The organism is Proteus hauseri (assembly GCF_040139125.1).
In the GTDB taxonomy this organism is placed as follows: Bacteria; Pseudomonadota; Gammaproteobacteria; order Enterobacterales; family Enterobacteriaceae; genus Proteus; species Proteus hauseri_B.
Map to the genome: position 1 here is coordinate 73,986 of NZ_JBEEUB010000010.1, position 17,225 is coordinate 91,210.

Genomic DNA, 17,225 nt, shown 5'->3' on the forward strand with positions numbered 1-17,225 from the left:
TTTTCAGGCTTATATTGTTTTTAATGTATGAAAACACACTATGCTATCAACTATTTTTAGGATTTACGTCACATCCGCGCTATTATGCTCCCGTAATTTCATTTAAGTCCCCTGTATTTAGAAATCACAGCAGCTTTTTTTTCCTAACACAGCACTTTTTATTGTGAACAAGGAATATTGGTATTTTGTTGCGGAGAAAGTATGTCATTTAGTCGTCGCCAGTTTATTCAGGCTTCAGGCTTTGCGGTATGTCTGGGCTCATTATCTTCTACTGTTCGTGCCGAATCAGCCATTGATAAACAATTACCGATCCCCCCATTGTTAGAATCTCGCAATGGTCAGCCTCTTTTTTTAACGTTACAAAATGTTCATTGGGCATTTAACGGCACACAAAAAGTCGAAGCGTGGGGTGTTAATGGCTCAATGCCAGGACCTACCATTAAGGTAAAAAGTGGCGATGATATAAAACTGATTTATAGCAACCGTCTTAGTGAAGCCGTATCAATGACGATAAGCGGGCTATTAGTTCCAGGAACTCAAGTTGGTGGCGCTGCAAGGCTTATGTCGCCGGGCGCTTATTGGTCTCCTGTATTGCCTATTCGTCAAAAAGCAGCCACCTGTTGGTATCATGCTAATACACCTTTCAAAATGGCACCCCATGTTTATAACGGTCTTATGGGAATGTGGATTATTGAAGACGATGAAAGCAAATCACTGTCACTACCAAAACATTACGGTGTGAATGATTTCCCTATCATAATTCAAGATAAACGCATTGATAACTTTGGTGCTCCTCAGTATGACTCTGATGCGGCAACAAACGGTTTTTACGGCGATACACTGTTGGTTAATGGTCGTGAAGATCCCTATATTGAAGTCTCAAGAGGCTGGATCCGCTTACGTTTAGTCAATGCCTCTAATGCCCGGCGTTATGAATTAAAAGCAAATGATGGGCGTTCACTCTATCTAATTGCTTCTGATCAAGGTTTATTAACAGCGCCTGTAGAGTTGAAATCTATTCCTATGGCACCGGGTGAAAGACGAGAAATCTTAGTCGATATGTCTGAGGGAAACGAAGTCACTATTACTGCGGGTGAAAGCGCAGGCTTTATGGATAAATTGCGAGGTATTTTTGAGCCTTCGAATTTATTGCGTAATGCCAATATTCTCACCATTAGACCTACGGGATTAATGTCATTAATGACAGATAAAGTCCCTCAACAGTTGGCAATAGATGACACCCAAATTACGACGGCTATTCAACCAAGAAGCATTCAATTACATGATAGTCCTCCGGGAATTAATAATGCTCGATGGGAGCTATCCAGAATAGATTTGGTCGGTAAACAAAATAATTGGGAACGTTGGATGGTAACCGTGCCTAGCCCTCAACCTTTTCATATTGAAGGGGTTCGTTTTAAAGTCATTAGCCATAATGGACAAAAACCTGCACCTGCTGATTTTGGCTGGAAAGACACCATATGGATTGAAAACCAAAGTGAATTATTGGTGGAATTAAAACAGCCTTCTTATGGTCACTTTCCTTTTTTGTATTACAGTCAATTATTAGAGAATGCAGATAAAGGTATAGTTGGGCAAATGGAAATAACGCCTACAGAATAATACGAATCGAATTAAAATAAAGACAGTACTTTTAGCCTAAAAGTCTGTCTTTTTTTTGCGTAAAAAGAGTACATTTTGTTTTTATTCAACTAAAGTTAAATAAGCTGAAAATATTTATTTTTTATAGTTGTTAACTAATTTAACAGTATTGTTTATTTATGTATTATTTTTTATTTAATCTATTTAAATATTTAATTAAACCATCATAAATTTATTAATCGTTAATATATCGAGTTTGTAAAATCATCTTTATTGATCAAATATTGTTTCATCTATCTGTATATTTGTGATTAACCAGTCATTCTATCTATTTTTATTGTTGTTTTTCATATTTTTGCGATGTTCTTCAAATAATTATTTCTATATAAAACGCAGAATCCTAACGCCTTTATTTTTGATTTCTAATTGATGTCATTAATTTAAATTTAACTAAGGTATTAGAATGAACAAAGAAATAGCTTTAAGTCATCATCACAGTTCAAAGAAAAAAATTATAATAAATAAAAATATATTTCAGCTTTCACTTGTTGCATCAGCGCTTCTCTTTTCTGGATATTCTGTTGCTTACTCTGAAACAGGACAACTTGGCGATAAGCAGAGTTGGGAAAGTCAGGAGTATCAAAAAGATTGGGGGCTTGCAGCAATGAATGCATCTAGTGCTTATGCACTAGGCTATTATGGGCAAGGCGCTAAAATAGGTGTAATGGATTCAGGGGCTTTATTGTCTCATCAAGAGCTAAGTGGTTCACGTTTTCATGCTGTAAAAGCGAAAGGCGAATATGGCACAACGGGAATGCGTTATCCTCAAGAAATGGGCGGCAATTATAAGAAAGGCGAAGCATTTGATGTCGATGGTGGCTGGATCAAAGGTGTAAATGATACACATGGTACGCACGTAACAGGCACTGTAGGTGCTAACCGTGATGGTAATGGCATGCATGGTGTTGCATGGGGTGCTGATGTTTATCTTGGTAATACAGGCGCAACAGATAGCAATAACTATGGTCCTTATCAAGACTACCAGTATTTTTATACTGGCTGGAAAGCCATGGTAGATGCGGGTGCTCAGGTGATTAATAATAGCTGGGGGACTAACCCACGTATTGTTAATACTATTCCAACCAAAGGTCCTGATGGTGGTAATACCACAGTACATATGCCGGTTGATACCACAGCGCAAACAGAATATGAATATTTCTATTTCAAAAAAGTCTACGGAGATAAACCTTCTTTTGTTGATGCCGCCTATGATGCAGTAAAAGGCACCAATACCGTACAAGTATTTACAACGGGTAACCGTGACTTTGCTCAGCCTTATTATCGTCCTCTTTATCCTTATTTTAATCCAGAAGCTGAAAAACATTGGATTGCGGTTGCAGGTCTTGAACAAACTGCAGATAAATCGGGCTATCAACTTATTAAAGTCTTTAATGAAGCTGGTAATGCGAAATGGTGGACCGTTGTTGCACCAGGACGCGCAATTTACTCTTCTGTTGTAGATGAAGAAGGAAATGCGGGTTGGGATACCTTTAGTGGAACATCAATGGCTGCACCGCACGTAACGGGGGCAATGGGTGTTTTGATGTCACGTTACCAATCTATGAATGCAATGCAAGTACGTGATGTGATGTTCACAACGGCTAATCATCATAATCCAGATGGCTCTTTATATGATAGCTGGACTGCTGCTGAAGGCACTCCTGATGTACGTTATGGTTGGGGAACTCCTGACTTAGATAAAGGTATGTATGGTCCTGGTCAATTCTTAGGTAAATTTGAATATAACTTAAGCATGACCCCACTGGATGTTTGGACTAATGATATTTCTCAAACAGCATTAGATTTACGTGAACAAGAAGATCTTGCTTGGCTTAAAGATTACCAAGAAAAAGGTATTGAAGCGGGTGGTGATTATAATTTAGGTACTGATTTTGTTATCAATGATGGCAACCCAGACCCAACCTCTCACATTGTAACGAAAGAAGATGCTGAGAAATGGCGTAAAGAGTATTACCAAAAACGTGCTGATGCTATCCAAGCTAAAATAGATGCTGGCTTATACGATGGCGCTTTAGTGAAAAAAGGTGAAGGTACTTTAGTTATGACTGGTGACAACACATATCGTGGTGGTACAACAGTCGAACAAGGTACGTTATATGGCTTTACTGAATCTTTTGGTACTGAAGTGGTAAATGTGAATGGCGGTAAATTAAGTGTTATTGATCGCTATAACGACACATTCACTCAACAAGGTCAGTTAGCTTCAAATGAAAGTCATAAAGCGAATATTAATATCAACGACAAAGGGACTTATTTAGTCACTGTTGGGCACGATGTTAATGTTGGTGATATGTCACTCAATAAAGGCGCTACCTTAGATATTGGTGCTGATAATGTGGGGCAATTACGTGATGTTTATCTTAACGATAATCTCGCAACAGGAACCGTTAACGCTGATAATTTAGTTGATAATAGAACTAAAACTAAGATGTTAGCCGCTAACAGTAATGTAGCAACTAACAATGATTATGCGTTATTTGATAAGAATCTTACCGTAAAAGATAACACCATTACAGGTACCTTAAGTAAGAAAGAAAATACTTCTTTAGCCACTTTTGCAAACAATGAAAATGGTCGTTCTATTGCCAATGCTTTAGATAATAATGGCAGTGGTGAGTTATTTAATGCTGTGTTACCAATGAATGAGAGAGATTTAAGTAAAACCTATCAATCATTAGGTAGCGATATGTATTTAAATGCGAATAACGCCAGTGTTGTTAACGTATTAGGATTAACAAGAACCGTTAAAGATCAAGCAATCGGTATTGGTAATGGTCGTTATGCAAAACTTGATAATAGTAATGCGCGTATTTGGATGACGGGTATTGGTCAATGGGGTAGCGCTGACTATGGTCAAAGCAATATGGATGTTGATTTCTATGTTGGTTTATTAGGCGCAGAAATTGATATTACTGAAAATACAAAAGCGGGGCTATTCTTTGGTGCGGGTTCAACCAAATATAAAGGTAATGAACAAGGTAAAATAGAAAGTAACGATATTCATATTGGTGCTTATGGGGTATCAAACCTCTATGATGTTGCCTCTTTAAATTACGGTATTACTCATACCAATCAAGATAGAGATGCAAAAAGAACACTTTGGGTAGGACAAAATGCAGGTTATAACTCTACTAGTTATGATGCAAAAATTACTCAAATTTTCTTAGAAGGTGCTTATACCCAATTTAATACTGATAAGTATTCTATTGAACCTTATGCCGGATTTAACTGGTTACGTGTATCAACTGATGATATCAATGAAAATGTCGGTAATATGAAATTTACCACTAAGACTGATTCACAAGATATTCAAGTGGGTACAGTCGGTTTACGTGGTGGTTATCCATTTATGGCGGGTAATGTCAATATGGCATTAAAAGGTGATATTTCTGCAAGCCATCTATTTGGTGATAACCGTCCTGAATCACGCCTATTCTTATCAAATTCTGGTGATGCAACATTACGTGGTGGTAAATTAGATAACTTATTTGGTGTTGGCTTAGGTGTTGATGCACAATTAAGTAAATCAACCACATTTGGTATCTCTTACCAAGGTCAATATAACAGTGATGTAAGTTCAAGTGGTGTTAATGCAACCTTGAAAATTAATTTCTAATTTATATTGATTATTTTCATAGATTAAAGCCCTTAGCGATAAGGGCTTTTTTTGGTATTAAAAATTGTTTTTTTTAATTATAAATATTCTTATTTAAGAAAGAGTATGAGTCATGATTTCAAAAACAAATAATAACAACTTGTCTAGTTATGTAAATAATGAAAGTAAAGTTACTATTGAATTAAATGAGGTTAGGAATAGACTTAGTAAAATAGAAAACATACACTTCGCTCTCTTTTTACCAACTGAAAGTAAAAGCTTTATTTATAAAATAGTGGAAAAAATAAAATCTATTTTAAATGTAGAGAAAAAAATAGGTTTTATTAAGGGGAGTAACCTATTTAAATCTTCTGTTTTTTTAACTGATGATATATGTGAAAAAAAAGTAAAAGACCTTAATAAAATAACCATTAGTAAAAAACAATTTCATAATTTTATTATTGACTATAATAATAACAATAAATCAAACTCATTTAATTGGTTTGTTAATCAATATGTTAAAACCAAAGGTGATTTATTGTTAGCAACAAAAGTAGCGCATTTTTTAGAAGCTAATGGGAGGGGAATTAACCCATTGAGTTTAATAAGTGAATCTACATGTGTATCAAATTTTTTACCTTTATTTAATTTAATAATCACTGAAACGAATAAAGAAATTAAAAAGGAAATTTTCTTCAATATTATTGATGGCTATTTTAATAAAAGCAAGGATATTTTTGATTCAAATAAAAATGTAAATAAGTTAGATTTTCTTTTAGAGAGTAATTATATCATCGAATGGTCAGATAAATTAAAAGATGCATTTAAAAATATAATGAAAAATATGATCGATAAAAATATCGATCTTAACTACTTTCTTAAGGGGGTTATTAGCTTTGACCTTATCGACATAAAGAAATGTTTTAATGATTTTGGAACAGCAGAACATTATGTTGAAGTTTTAAATAAAATAATAAATAAGCATATATCTGATTATCCAAATCAGAAAGTATGCCGTAACAATATTAGCTATATGATTAATAGTGAAAAAAATATTGATAACTTTATTTGTCAATATCTAAATAAAATAGAGGGTGATTTATATATAGGAATAGATAAAGAGCAATATTTAGTTAGAACAGGGCAAGTTTTAGATGTTTTTAGAAATTTTATAGAGTTAAGTGAAAAATAAAGCACCCATTTAGGTGCTATATTTTTTTGTATTTAGCTCAATGCCACTTTAATACCTAATCCAATAAGCACCACACCCAGTACTTTATCAATACTTTTTTGGATTTTATTGAGCACATTTCTAACGGGGGCACTTTGAATTAATAGCACCAACAATGGCCAGTAAACAATCGCTAATCCCCAAATAATAAACGCATACCACAATTTTTCACTAATAGTAGAGTCCACACTTAAGACTTGTGTGAAAACAGCCAAAAAGAACAGCGTTGCTTTAGGATTAAGCAAATTACACAAGAAGCCTTGCATAAATGCTTTTTTAAAACTGATTTGTAAGTGAGTAGCTGTAGTTTCATCAATCGTATGATTAGATTTTGACAGCAAACTTTGAAAACCGATCCAGAGTAAGTAAGCCGCACCTGCATATTTTAGAGCGGAAAATAGCCATGGAGTGGTAGTAATTAATACCGCGATACCAGCAACACAATAAGACATATGAACCAGCAAAGCGGCAACAATGCCCATTGCAGTCATCATTGCCGCAGAACGTTGATAACGAGCCGCATTTTTCACAACAAGAAAAAAGTCTGGTCCTGGTGAGATCATTCCAAGTAAGGCAATTGTAAAAACGACTAAAGAAGTTTCAAGCATAATAGCGCCTTCTATATAACAATATTATAATGACTGAATCTTATATGATTAAGTTAACACTTCGAGTATAAAGCAATTAATTATTATCATGGAAGCATAAATTGTATCGACTCGGGTTTTAGCTTTACGTATAGTGTGAACAGTTTTTTTCCCCATCTTTACCCGTAGGTGTGTAAATGAATATTAGTTTAATCGCAGCATTAGCGATGGATCGTATTATTGGTATGGAAAAGGCAATGCCTTGGACATTACCTGGTGATCTCGCATGGTTTAAAAAGAATACGTTAAATAAACCCGTTATTATGGGCAGGGTTACTTATGAATCTATCGGTCGTCCTTTGCCGAATCGCCTTAATATAGTATTGAGTAGCCAACCTGGAACTGATGACAATGTTGTTTGGGTTAAGTCGGTAGAGGAAGCATTGCAAGCTGCTGAAAATCATGAAGAAATCATGGTTATTGGTGGCGGTAAAGTGTATGAACAATTCTTGCCAATGGCGAGCTCACTATATTTGACTCATATTGATGCAGAAGTTATTGGTGATACAACTTTCCCTGATTACGAGCCTGATGAATGGGATTCTATCTTTATGGAATATCATGAGGCAGACGAAAATAACTCACATAATTACTGTTTTGAAATACTAAAAAGAAGAAAATAACATTAATTAATTGAAAAGGGAGATTAAATATCTCCCTTTTTATTATTCTAGTTTTATTAATACATTTATATTTATAATGTAAACTTTATGTTCTAATAAAAATATAAGAAAAATAAAAATAGTTTTATGATTAAATAATCATTATTTATATTTTAATAAACTGGCTTTAAAAGAATAAAGTATGAGATATTTTTAATTATATAGAGGTTTTATTCTAAAACCACTAAAAAGTGGTACTTATTTCACAACGATAAAAAATAACTTATTGAATTTTAAGGGTTAATTTAATGAAGAATAGGCTAAGACCTTTTGCACTATATAATAGTCATTATTAGAGTGAAAATAGGTTTATTAATTAGAATAAAAGCTAAATATTAGCTATAAAACAGTATGGTAAATAAGCAATTTATCCAATACAGTGTAAAACCCGTCCTTTAGGGCGGGAAGATGTAAACTTGTATTCTCTACTTAGAAAAAGCTAGCGTTGAGATTGCGATACTTATTCTGCTGCAGATAGGCTTGCTTGAGTAAAATAACATTTATCTTCCCAGCGTAAGCAAGTGAGATCACCTCCCCAGCAGCAACCTGTATCTAATGCATAAACATTAGCAGGTGTACCTTTTCCCTCAAGAGATGCCCAGTGACCAAAGATAATACTATACTCTTCTGGTAGCTGACGTGGTAAATCGAACCATGGCTTTAACGGTGCAGGAGCTTCTAATGGCTTATCTTTGCAAATCATATCGAGTTGACCATTAGGAAAGCAATAACGCATTCGTGTTAACGCATTGGTGCTAAAACGCAAACGAGCAAGTCCTGAAAGTTCAGGAGACCAGTTATTAGGCATATCACCATACATCGAGTTAATGAATAGCGGGTAGCTATCACTGCTTAATATGGCTTCAACTTCACGAGCACAGATTTTAGCCGTTTCTAAATCCCATTGCGGTGTAATACCGGCATGTGCCATCACTAGTTTTTTTTCTTCATCAACTTGTAATACTGGCTGGCGTCTTAACCAATTAATTAGTTCGTCGATATCCGGTGCATTTAATAATTCATTTAATTTATCTTTTGGTTTGTTGCGACTGATTTTTGCAAAAACGCCAAGTAGATGAAGATCGTGATTACCCAATACGAGTTTAAGACAAGAGCCTAAGCTTTTTACAAAGCGCAATACATCGAGTGAATCAGGGCCTCGTGCAACAAGGTCCCCCGTTAACCAAAGTGTATCCTGAGTAGGATCAAAATTTACTTTATCAAGCAGATGGCGTAATTCCTGGTAACAACCATGAATATCACCAATTAAATAAGTAGCCATAATTAGTTTATCAATGTCGGAAGTGCAAGACGGAAAACAGGGATCTCAATTTGAAAAATGCGACCATTAGCATCTATCATTTCATAATGCCCTTCCATGGTGCCCATTGGTGTTTCAATAATGGCACCACTGGTATAGCGATATAGTGTTCCTGGTTCAATGAGAGGCTGTTCACCAACAACCCCTTCACCTTGAACTTCAGTGGTATGTCCTTGTGCATTGGTAATTAACCAATATCTACGCAGGAGGCGAATCGCACACTTATTCAAATTGTGTATGGAGACCGTGTAAGCAAAAACATAACGCTGATTATCGGGTAAAGATTGACTCTCAATGTAAACGCTTTGTACTTGTATCGCCACTTTTGATGAGGTGAACATAGTGCCTCCTGTTCTGGTATTTTCTTATGCTTCTTGTTTTTGCGATAACCAGTTTGCCACTTTACAGTACTGCTCAACAGAGATATTCTCTGCGCGAGCGGTTGGATCGATATCAAGCGATATCATATCTTCTGCTGTCAATAATCCACCTAAGCTGTTACGCAGTGTTTTACGACGCTGGTTAAATGCTTGTGCAGTAATACGGCTTAACATTGTTAAGTCACTCACTGGATAAGGCTTTTCTTTGTAAGGGATCAATCGAACTACCGCTGAATCTACTTTTGGTGCTGGTCTAAATGAAGTTGGTGGAACTTCAAGAACAGGGATGATTTGGCAATGATATTGCGCCATTACACTTAATCGGCCATAAGTTTTACTTCCATGACCCGCAACTAGACGATTAACGACTTCTTTTTGCAGCATAAAAGTCATGTCTGAAATCGCATCAGCAAAACTAAATAGGTGAAACATTAACGGGGTCGAAATGTTATAAGGCAAGTTACCAAAGACACGTAGAGGTTGCTGACGTTCTTTTGCTAATGCAGCAAAATCAATGGTCATCGCATCTTGCTGAATAATGGTCAGCTTGTCTTTTAATGTTGGATGAATTGCCAAACGAGCGGCTAAATCGCGGTCGATTTCAACCACGGTCATTTTATCCATTCTTGCAGCAACGGGTTCCGTTAGTGCACCTAATCCGGGACCGATTTCGACAACGGCTTCACCTGGTTTTGGATAAATGGATTCAACAATACTTTCGATAATATAGCTGTCTGTTAAAAAGTTCTGCCCGAAGCGTTTGCGGGCAAAGTGACCCTGATGGACTCTATTATTCATTACAATTTTGTATCATATTAATGGCTAAATTTAATGCGGTGCGAAAACTGCCAGCATCTGCACTTTTAGTACCTGCAAGCTCAAGGGCTGTCCCATGATCAACAGATGTACGGATAAAAGGAAGACCGAGGGTAATATTCACTGCACGACCGAAACCTTCGTATTTTAGCACAGGTAATCCTTGATCGTGATACATTGCCAGCACAGCATCTGCATGAGACAGATATTTAGGCTGGAAAAGGGTATCCGCAGGATAAGGACCATGAAGGTGAATACCTTGGTCGCGTAACTGTGCTAATGCAGGTTCTATAATATCAATCTCCTCACGACCCATATGACCACTTTCACCGGCATGAGGATTAAGACCACAAACATAAATTTGGGGAGAAGTTATGCCAAATTTTGTTTTTAAATCATGGTTTAGTATAGTAATTATTTCGTTGAGAAGCTCACCAGTTATTGCATCGGCAACATCTCTTAAAGGGAGATGAGTGGTTGCTAAAGCGACTCTTAGCGTGTCTGTTGCCAGCATCATCACAACACGTTCGCAGTGACTACGATCCGCAAAAAACTCGGTATGCCCTGTAAAGGGTACGCCAGCATCATTAATAATGCCTTTATGTACAGGTCCTGTCACTAATGCAGAGAATTCTCCATTAAGACAACCATCACAAGCTCTTGCTAATGTTTCAACAACATATTGCCCATTACGTGCATCAAGAGAGCCTGCAATAACATCTGCATGAATAAGTGGCACTGGCAGTATATAGATTTGGTTAGGAATATGGACTAACGGTGGCGTATTTGGGGAGTATTCGACTAAGGTAAGCGGAATATCTAATAGCTGAGCCCTAGCTTTAAGTAATTGAGGATCTGCGCAGACAACCCAAGGCAGATCCCAATTCATTTGAGCTAATGAGATGATGAGGTCAGGACCAACCCCGGCTGGTTCGCCGGGGGTGATAACAAGGGGTTTATTTAGCTTAGTTTGCATTATTCTCGTTCATAATTTGTACATAAGCCCCTGCACGCAACTCTTGCATCCAGTTTTGAACCTCTTCACTAAACTTACGGTTAAACAGTAAACGGTAAGCTTGTTCTTTATTTGCTGCATCTGTTTTATCAACACTGCGAGTGTCTTCTAGTTCAATTAGATGCCAGCCAAAGTTTGAGCGAACAGGTTGGCTTATTTCATTTTTATTTAAACGCATTAAGGCGTCGCGGAATGCTGGATCATACACATCTGGCATTGACCATCCTAAATCACCACCACGTAATGCGGAACCTGGATCTTCAGAATACTCTTTAGCGGCATCAGCAAAGCTGATTTTTCCACTGCGAATATCGGCTGCGATTTGTTGTAATTTCGCATAAGCCTGCTCATCATTCATAATTGGTGAGCTTTTTAGCAGAATGTGGCGACCTTTTACTTCAGTGACAGAGATAGTTTTTGAACCACCGCGGACATCATTAACCTTGATGATATGTAAACCCACACCAGAGTGAAGCGGTCCTACAATTTGACCTTTTTGAGAATTAGCGAGCTCTTTTGCGAACAGCGTTGGTAATTCATCAATAGATGCCCATCCCATATTACCGCCATTTAGTGCTTGAGGATCAGCGGAATAGGTTGCTGCTAATTTACCAAAATCAGCGCCACTTTTAATTTGATTCATAATACGAGCCACTACTTGCTTTGCTTTTTCCATTTCAGCGGGTGCTGGATTTTCTGATAATGGAATCAAAATATGGCTAAGATTAAGATCGACACTTTGGCTGCTTTGGCTCTCAATTTGTTTGGCTAATGAGTCAACTTCTTGAGGCAAAATAGTAATACGACGACGTACTTCATTATTACGCACTTCTGCTAGCATCATCTCTTTACGAATATCTTGGCGGTAATCGTTGTAAGAAATACCATCTGCTGCAAGACGTTTTTTCAGATTTTCAAATGAGACATTATTTTCAGCCGCAATACCTTTAATGGTTGATTCAACCGCGGCTTCTGGAATATCAATTTGCATCTGCTGTGCCATTTGCAAAATGATGTTATCCATCACTAAACGCTCTAAAATTTGTTGGCGAAGAACTTGCTCATCAGGCATCTCTTGCCCTGCATTTTTTGCGTTCATTTTCACGGTTTGTAGCATTCTATTGACGTCACTTTCTAGAACGACACCGTTATTCACTACTGCAGATACGCGGTTTAATTCTTGTGCAGCAAATGCTGTTGAGCTGGTGGCTGCACCGACTGTGATCATAAAGCCGATAAACAGCGTTTTCCAATTTTTCATAAGTTTCCCATTATGTGTTTTCCGCTTCTATTTGCGGGGTGACATATTTATTCAGCCAATTCCGTAGTCTGATAAAATCAGAATGCTCTTTGATAAGGTAAGATACCGCGTTCAAGCATTTTCTGGCTACCCAAACTATGATTGTTACTTAGGCCTCTGAGTTCCACATTGACAGACCATTTATTATCAATATCGCTGTGGTCAACTTTCCAGCCAACAATTTTGCGTTCATAACCGACGTTTACTGCCCAACAACAGGTATTATATTGTACGCCAACCATTTGGCTAACTGACTCTGATTCTTTGGTATCAAAGTAATAGGAGCCTACAAGTCCCCAACGCTCAGCTAATGGCCAACTTCCCACAATACCAATTTGAGAAATTCCTTTTTGGTATTCAGGGAGTTCATTCATTTTACCGTCATAAGGACGAATACGAGTTGCTTGAATATAATCACGGTCAACATAACGATAGTTTAACTGTAGAAGGTGGTCGCTATCTTTACGATATTCCATAATCGCATCACCCATAGAAACACTGCCTAAGCGACGGTCATATTGTAATCCACCTCGCATACCCCACTCATCAGAGATACGCCAGTAAGTATCACCTGCCCAAACCATTGAGCCAGTTTCATCTTTACTATTAATAATTTCGTTGCTTGAGCCCGTTTTTGGACGCTCAAAGAAATAGATTTGACCTACAGAAACGTTAAAACGTTCAACCAGTTCGCTATCATAAAAACGCGATGTTACACCTGCGGTTAATTGGTTCGCAGACGCAATTCTGTCTAAGCCACCATACATTCTGTCACGGAATAGACCACTGTAGTTTGATTGTAGTAAAGCAGAGTCAAAGTTATTGATATTTGATTGATTTTTATAAGGAACATAAAGATATTGAACGCGAGGCTCTAAGGTTTGAGTAATATCCCCTTGAGTATATTGGCGTTCGAAAACCACTTTTGCATCAGATTTAAATTGAGGTAATACCCGATTTACGCTGTCATCAAGTTGATCAGGATGCTGTTTCTTATAAGCATCCGGAATATCCTGATCGTAATGCGTTGCCATCACCTTAAATTCATTATTAAAACTTGCCCAGCCATTTGAAAGTGGTAGTGAAACAGTTGGTTCGATATGGAATCGATTTGCTTCAGGTATATTGTCACCTACGCTAGTAAAGCGGACAAATTGAGCATAGGTACGAAAATCAAATGGACCAATATCATTTTTGTAATAATTGAGATCAAGCTGTGGCTCTGCACGATAAGCTTTGGCATTTTTATCTTCAGAGAAAATCTGGAACTGTTTGGTGGTGAGTGTGGCATTCCAGTTTTGTTGTGCATAACCCGTGCTGAATTTTTGTGTTGCGTAACCGTCAGTGGTATTACCGTATTGCGAAGTGAAATCGGTAAAGTATTTATTATCACTGACTTTGGTGTAATCAACGTTAAAACGCCAGACGTTGTTCATTACACCATTATGACCCCAGTAAAATAACCAACGATTTGCGTTATCACGCGGTAGATAACCCGAATTTGTTTCGTTTTTGTCTTTATTATATTGCGAGTCGTGATTTATCCAGTCAACGGCGATAGTACCGCGCCCTGGCGTGGTTAAATAACGGAATTCATTATCTAATTTTAAGCCACGACGACTAATATAATTAGTGGTGATAGTGGCATCATAATTTGGGGCAATATTCCAGTAGTAAGGCAGTGAAAATTCTAAGCCTGAGCTACGTGAATAGCTTCCGTTTGGAATAAGAAAACCAGAACGGCGTTTATCACCAATAGGAAGTTGCAGATAAGGGCTGTAAAAAATAGGCACATTGGCAACGCGAAAACGTGCGTTCCAGATTTCAGCCACTTGCTCTTCTTGGTCTAGGATCACTTCTGAACCTAAGACACTCCAGCTATCATCACCGGGTAAACAAGAGGTGAACATCCCTTTATCCATAATGGTATAGCGGTTTTCTCCACGCATTTGCATTTTATTTGCGTAGCCGCGACCTTGACGGCCAACCATTTGGTAATCACCTTCTTCAATATCTGTGTCTTTATTATTTAAATTAGACCAAGCACGAGGGCCTTTTAAGATGATTTGTGGATCATCATAAGACACATTACCTGTAGCTGTTACCATTCTTAATGGTGTTTCACCCTCAGTTTGTGTCAATTCAACACTATCTGCACTGAGTGTCTGGTTGCCTTGTTTAATATCCACATCACCTTTATATCTAACCATACGCGGGTATTCCCCTTGCATATCATTAGCGGTAATTTTGACAGGTAATTTATTAGGATCACCTTCAACGAGTGGTTTGTTATAAACAGGAACTCCCAGCAGGCATTGAGAGGCAAGATCAGCATAAGCAGGCTGACCATATATTGTGGCCCAAACCAAGGTGGCCAGCAGTGTGGGATAACTTTTTTTCATAAGTATTTATGTGCTTCCGTCATCAGTGGCTTCTTACTGCTAAATAGCCAGAAACTAACGCAGGGAGTTACGTGACATCAGCCCGACGTCCTGAACATTGTTCTAACGGTAACCGAAAAAATGGCGTTAACCTCATTTTTTCGATGTTTCTGTGTTGAAATAGGTTAATAGCTTTATTTAAAACAAAAAAACACCGCGCTCGTGCGGTATTTCATGCTACATAACAACGCTAAAGTTATTTGTTTGGTCACTCATTTTACTTTAACACAATTTAAACGAAAACAGCATTATCTCTGTATAAAGAGAAGGGGTGATTTTATCCATTTTAAGAAAAATTCTATTTGATGTTGGCTTGGTGGTAGGTGTGAAAGCAAATGAATAGTATGATAATGCAAATTTGCGAGCAGGGCATTGAAGATTTGAGGAGTGTATGCGCTATTGGGGAAAATTATTAGGCCTTATCATCGGCAGCTTTGCTGGTGTGGGCTTTTGGGGAATTGTCATTGGTGTTTTTCTTGGCCATCTGTATGACGTGCAAAGAAGTAAATTGGGCAATGGCGGACGTTTTACTCGTGATAGACAAGCATTTTTCTTTGCTGCAACTTTTCAGGTGCTTGGACATCTTACAAAATCAAAAGGGCGAGTTACACAAACAGATATCACACTTGCTAGCCGTTTAATGGATAGAATGAATTTGCATGGGGCTGCTCGTCAAGCTGCGCAACAAGCTTTTCGTGAGGGTAAAGCATCTGATTTCCCATTACGAGCTACATTACAGCGTGTTAAACAAAATTGCGTTGGTCGCAGTGACTTACTTCAGATGTTTCTGGAAATTCAGTTACAAGCGGCATTTGCTGATGGAGAGCTTCATCCTAACGAGAAAAAAATGTTGTTTATCATTATTGATGAGCTCGGTTTCTCTCGCGCGCATTTTGAACATATATTAGCAATGATGCATGCTGGTCAACATTTTCATTATCAAAAAGGCAATGCTTATCAGCAAGCATCTCAAGGTCCAACGCTATCTGATGCTTGTAAAGTGCTCGGCGTTAATGAGAGTGATGATGTTAAAACGATAAAGAGATCTTATAGAAAATTAATGGGCGAACATCATCCAGATAAGTTAGTGGCAAAAGGTTTGCCACCTGAAATGATGGAGATTGCAAAACAAAAAGCACAATCTATACAAGTAGCTTACGATTTGATTAAAAAAGAAAAAGGATTTCGTTAATATCTTGTAAATGAAGATGATAAAAGAGAGAATTGTTCCGTGATGGAGATAACTTAGACGTAGTTGAGTTAATTATTTATCACGGTAAAATATAAGTGAAATTTAATTATTTCATTCACTCTTCTCTTAAAAAAGGAACTGTATCAATGTCAAACGTCCGTGTTCTTGTTGGGGTTATGGGATTAGCGCTTTGCCTGCTCCTTGCTTCACTAAGTTCGGTGACCGTTTTAGTTTCGTAACAGAAACTAAAAATCTGCAAGGCATTCAAAATGTATCGGCGAATGAAATGCTGGATGCGTAATGAATAATTCTTGTGCGTGTAACTGCAGGCGAGGTGCCATCGCTCTTGCCTGCTGGTGTGCATAAAAACGATCACCTAAAATAGGATGACCTAACGCCAGCATATGTACTCGCAATTGATGAGATCGACCCGTTATTGGTGATAATTTTACACGAGTTGCATTCTCTTCATATTCCAACACTTCATAAAAAGTTTGCGCTGCTTTCCCTGTCTCATGGCACACTTTCTGTTTTGGTCTATTTGGCCAATCACAAATCAGTGGTAAATCAACTAATCCTTCTTCTTTTTCAAGAAGTCCCCATACGCGGGCGATATAGGTCTTTTTCGGCTCACGCTCACGGAATTGACGTTTTAGCTCTCGTTCTGCTGCTTTGTTTAATGCTACAACCATTACGCCACTTGTTGCCATATCAAGGCGATGCACACACTCTGCATTAGGAAACTCGGCTTTAACACGAGACATAATACTATCGTGATGTTCTGGTGCCTTACCCGGAACAGAAAGCAATCCACTTGGCTTATTAACAGCAATAATATGTTCATCTTGATAAAGAACATGTAACCAAGGATCTGTTGGCGGGTTATAAACTTCCATCATGGTGGATATCTCACAAAATAACGGGGAGTGTAGACTCCCCGTT

13 protein-coding genes are annotated in these 17,225 nt (G+C 37.6%); 5 read left to right on the forward strand and 8 right to left on the reverse strand.

The genetic code is table 11. The features are described 5' to 3' along the window. The first annotated feature begins 201 nt into the window (after positions 1-201). The 3 genes from ftsP (at position 202) to ABN099_RS15705 (ending at position 6,470) form a co-directional block, all read left to right on the forward strand. Complete coding sequence (ftsP, locus tag ABN099_RS15695; protein ID WP_349465036.1) at positions 202-1,623, forward strand: cell division protein FtsP; 1,422 nt, start codon at positions 202-204, stop codon at positions 1,621-1,623. Positions 1,624-2,065: 442 nt separating this feature from the next. Beyond that, the gene (gene pta, locus ABN099_RS15700; RefSeq protein ID WP_349465038.1) at positions 2,066-5,299 is read left to right on the forward strand and encodes an autotransporter Pta; all 3,234 of its coding nucleotides are present in this window, start codon (positions 2,066-2,068) and stop codon (positions 5,297-5,299) included. A 112-nt stretch (positions 5,300-5,411) separates the two neighbouring features. Continuing rightward, the gene (locus ABN099_RS15705; RefSeq protein ID WP_349465040.1) at positions 5,412-6,470 is read left to right on the forward strand and encodes a hypothetical protein; all 1,059 of its coding nucleotides are present in this window, start codon (positions 5,412-5,414) and stop codon (positions 6,468-6,470) included. 32 nt (positions 6,471-6,502) lie between these two features. On the opposite strand, the gene ABN099_RS15710 is transcribed toward ABN099_RS15705, so the two are convergent. Then, complete coding sequence (locus ABN099_RS15710; protein WP_349465042.1) at positions 6,503-7,117, reverse strand: LysE family translocator; 615 nt, start codon at positions 7,115-7,117, stop codon at positions 6,503-6,505. A gap of 176 nt (positions 7,118-7,293) precedes the next feature. Here ABN099_RS15710 and folA point away from each other — a divergent pair, with 176 nt between their 5' ends. Continuing rightward, positions 7,294-7,779 carry a type 3 dihydrofolate reductase gene (gene folA, locus ABN099_RS15715; RefSeq protein ID WP_349465044.1) on the forward strand — a complete coding sequence of 162 codons (486 nt, stop codon included), beginning with the start codon at positions 7,294-7,296 and terminating at the stop codon, positions 7,777-7,779. Between the two features lie 499 nt (positions 7,780-8,278). Here folA and apaH read toward each other — a convergent pair whose 3' ends face one another. From apaH to lptD, 6 genes are all read right to left on the reverse strand, one after another. Continuing rightward, positions 8,279-9,100 carry a bis(5'-nucleosyl)-tetraphosphatase (symmetrical) ApaH gene (gene apaH, locus ABN099_RS15720; protein WP_349465046.1) on the reverse strand — a complete coding sequence of 274 codons (822 nt, stop codon included), beginning with the start codon at positions 9,098-9,100 and terminating at the stop codon, positions 8,279-8,281. A gap of 2 nt (positions 9,101-9,102) precedes the next feature. Next, positions 9,103-9,480 carry a Co2+/Mg2+ efflux protein ApaG gene (gene apaG / locus ABN099_RS15725; protein WP_349465048.1) on the reverse strand — a complete coding sequence of 126 codons (378 nt, stop codon included), beginning with the start codon at positions 9,478-9,480 and terminating at the stop codon, positions 9,103-9,105. A gap of 24 nt (positions 9,481-9,504) precedes the next feature. Further along, a complete protein-coding gene (gene rsmA, locus ABN099_RS15730) occupies positions 9,505-10,317 on the reverse strand; it encodes a 16S rRNA (adenine(1518)-N(6)/adenine(1519)-N(6))-dimethyltransferase RsmA (protein ID WP_349465049.1) in 813 nt (270 codons plus the stop codon). Continuing rightward, the gene (gene pdxA, locus ABN099_RS15735) at positions 10,310-11,311 is read right to left on the reverse strand and encodes a 4-hydroxythreonine-4-phosphate dehydrogenase PdxA (protein WP_349465051.1); all 1,002 of its coding nucleotides are present in this window, start codon (positions 11,309-11,311) and stop codon (positions 10,310-10,312) included. Before pdxA ends, rsmA begins: the two co-directional genes overlap by 8 nt. Continuing rightward, positions 11,301-12,611 carry a peptidylprolyl isomerase SurA gene (surA, locus tag ABN099_RS15740; RefSeq protein WP_349465053.1) on the reverse strand — a complete coding sequence of 437 codons (1,311 nt, stop codon included), beginning with the start codon at positions 12,609-12,611 and terminating at the stop codon, positions 11,301-11,303. The genes pdxA and surA overlap by 11 nt, the downstream gene beginning before the upstream one ends. A 77-nt stretch (positions 12,612-12,688) precedes the next feature. Next, positions 12,689-15,052 (reverse strand): LPS assembly protein LptD, encoded by a 2,364-nt coding sequence (lptD, locus tag ABN099_RS15745; protein WP_349465055.1) that lies wholly within the window; start codon positions 15,050-15,052, stop codon positions 12,689-12,691. Between the two features lie 430 nt (positions 15,053-15,482). Between lptD and djlA the strand changes: the two genes are divergently transcribed. Beyond that, complete coding sequence (gene djlA / locus ABN099_RS15750; RefSeq protein WP_349465057.1) at positions 15,483-16,283, forward strand: co-chaperone DjlA; 801 nt, start codon at positions 15,483-15,485, stop codon at positions 16,281-16,283. A 245-nt stretch (positions 16,284-16,528) separates the two neighbouring features. Here djlA and rluA read toward each other — a convergent pair whose 3' ends face one another. Continuing rightward, positions 16,529-17,182, reverse strand: coding sequence for a bifunctional tRNA pseudouridine(32) synthase/23S rRNA pseudouridine(746) synthase RluA (gene rluA, locus ABN099_RS15755; protein WP_349465059.1), 654 nt, complete (start codon positions 17,180-17,182; stop codon positions 16,529-16,531). Positions 17,183-17,225: the final 43 nt, after the last annotated feature.

Bases quoted from the DNA above. Each gene is read 5' to 3' on its own strand.
- ftsP (WP_349465036.1), top strand. From the start codon at position 202: ATGTCATTTAGTCGTCGCCAGTTTATTCAGGCTTCAGGCTTTGCGGTA.
- pta (WP_349465038.1), top strand. From the start codon at position 2,066: ATGAACAAAGAAATAGCTTTAAGTCATCATCACAGTTCAAAGAAAAAA.
- ABN099_RS15705 (WP_349465040.1), top strand. From the start codon at position 5,412: ATGATTTCAAAAACAAATAATAACAACTTGTCTAGTTATGTAAATAAT.
- ABN099_RS15710 (WP_349465042.1), bottom strand. From the start codon at position 7,117: ATGCTTGAAACTTCTTTAGTCGTTTTTACAATTGCCTTACTTGGAATG.
- folA (WP_349465044.1), top strand. From the start codon at position 7,294: ATGAATATTAGTTTAATCGCAGCATTAGCGATGGATCGTATTATTGGT.
- apaH (WP_349465046.1), bottom strand. From the start codon at position 9,100: ATGGCTACTTATTTAATTGGTGATATTCATGGTTGTTACCAGGAATTA.
- apaG (WP_349465048.1), bottom strand. From the start codon at position 9,480: ATGTTCACCTCATCAAAAGTGGCGATACAAGTACAAAGCGTTTACATT.
- rsmA (WP_349465049.1), bottom strand. From the start codon at position 10,317: ATGAATAATAGAGTCCATCAGGGTCACTTTGCCCGCAAACGCTTCGGG.
- pdxA (WP_349465051.1), bottom strand. From the start codon at position 11,311: ATGCAAACTAAGCTAAATAAACCCCTTGTTATCACCCCCGGCGAACCA.
- surA (WP_349465053.1), bottom strand. From the start codon at position 12,611: ATGAAAAATTGGAAAACGCTGTTTATCGGCTTTATGATCACAGTCGGT.
- lptD (WP_349465055.1), bottom strand. From the start codon at position 15,052: ATGAAAAAAAGTTATCCCACACTGCTGGCCACCTTGGTTTGGGCCACA.
- djlA (WP_349465057.1), top strand. From the start codon at position 15,483: ATGCGCTATTGGGGAAAATTATTAGGCCTTATCATCGGCAGCTTTGCT.
- rluA (WP_349465059.1), bottom strand. From the start codon at position 17,182: ATGATGGAAGTTTATAACCCGCCAACAGATCCTTGGTTACATGTTCTT.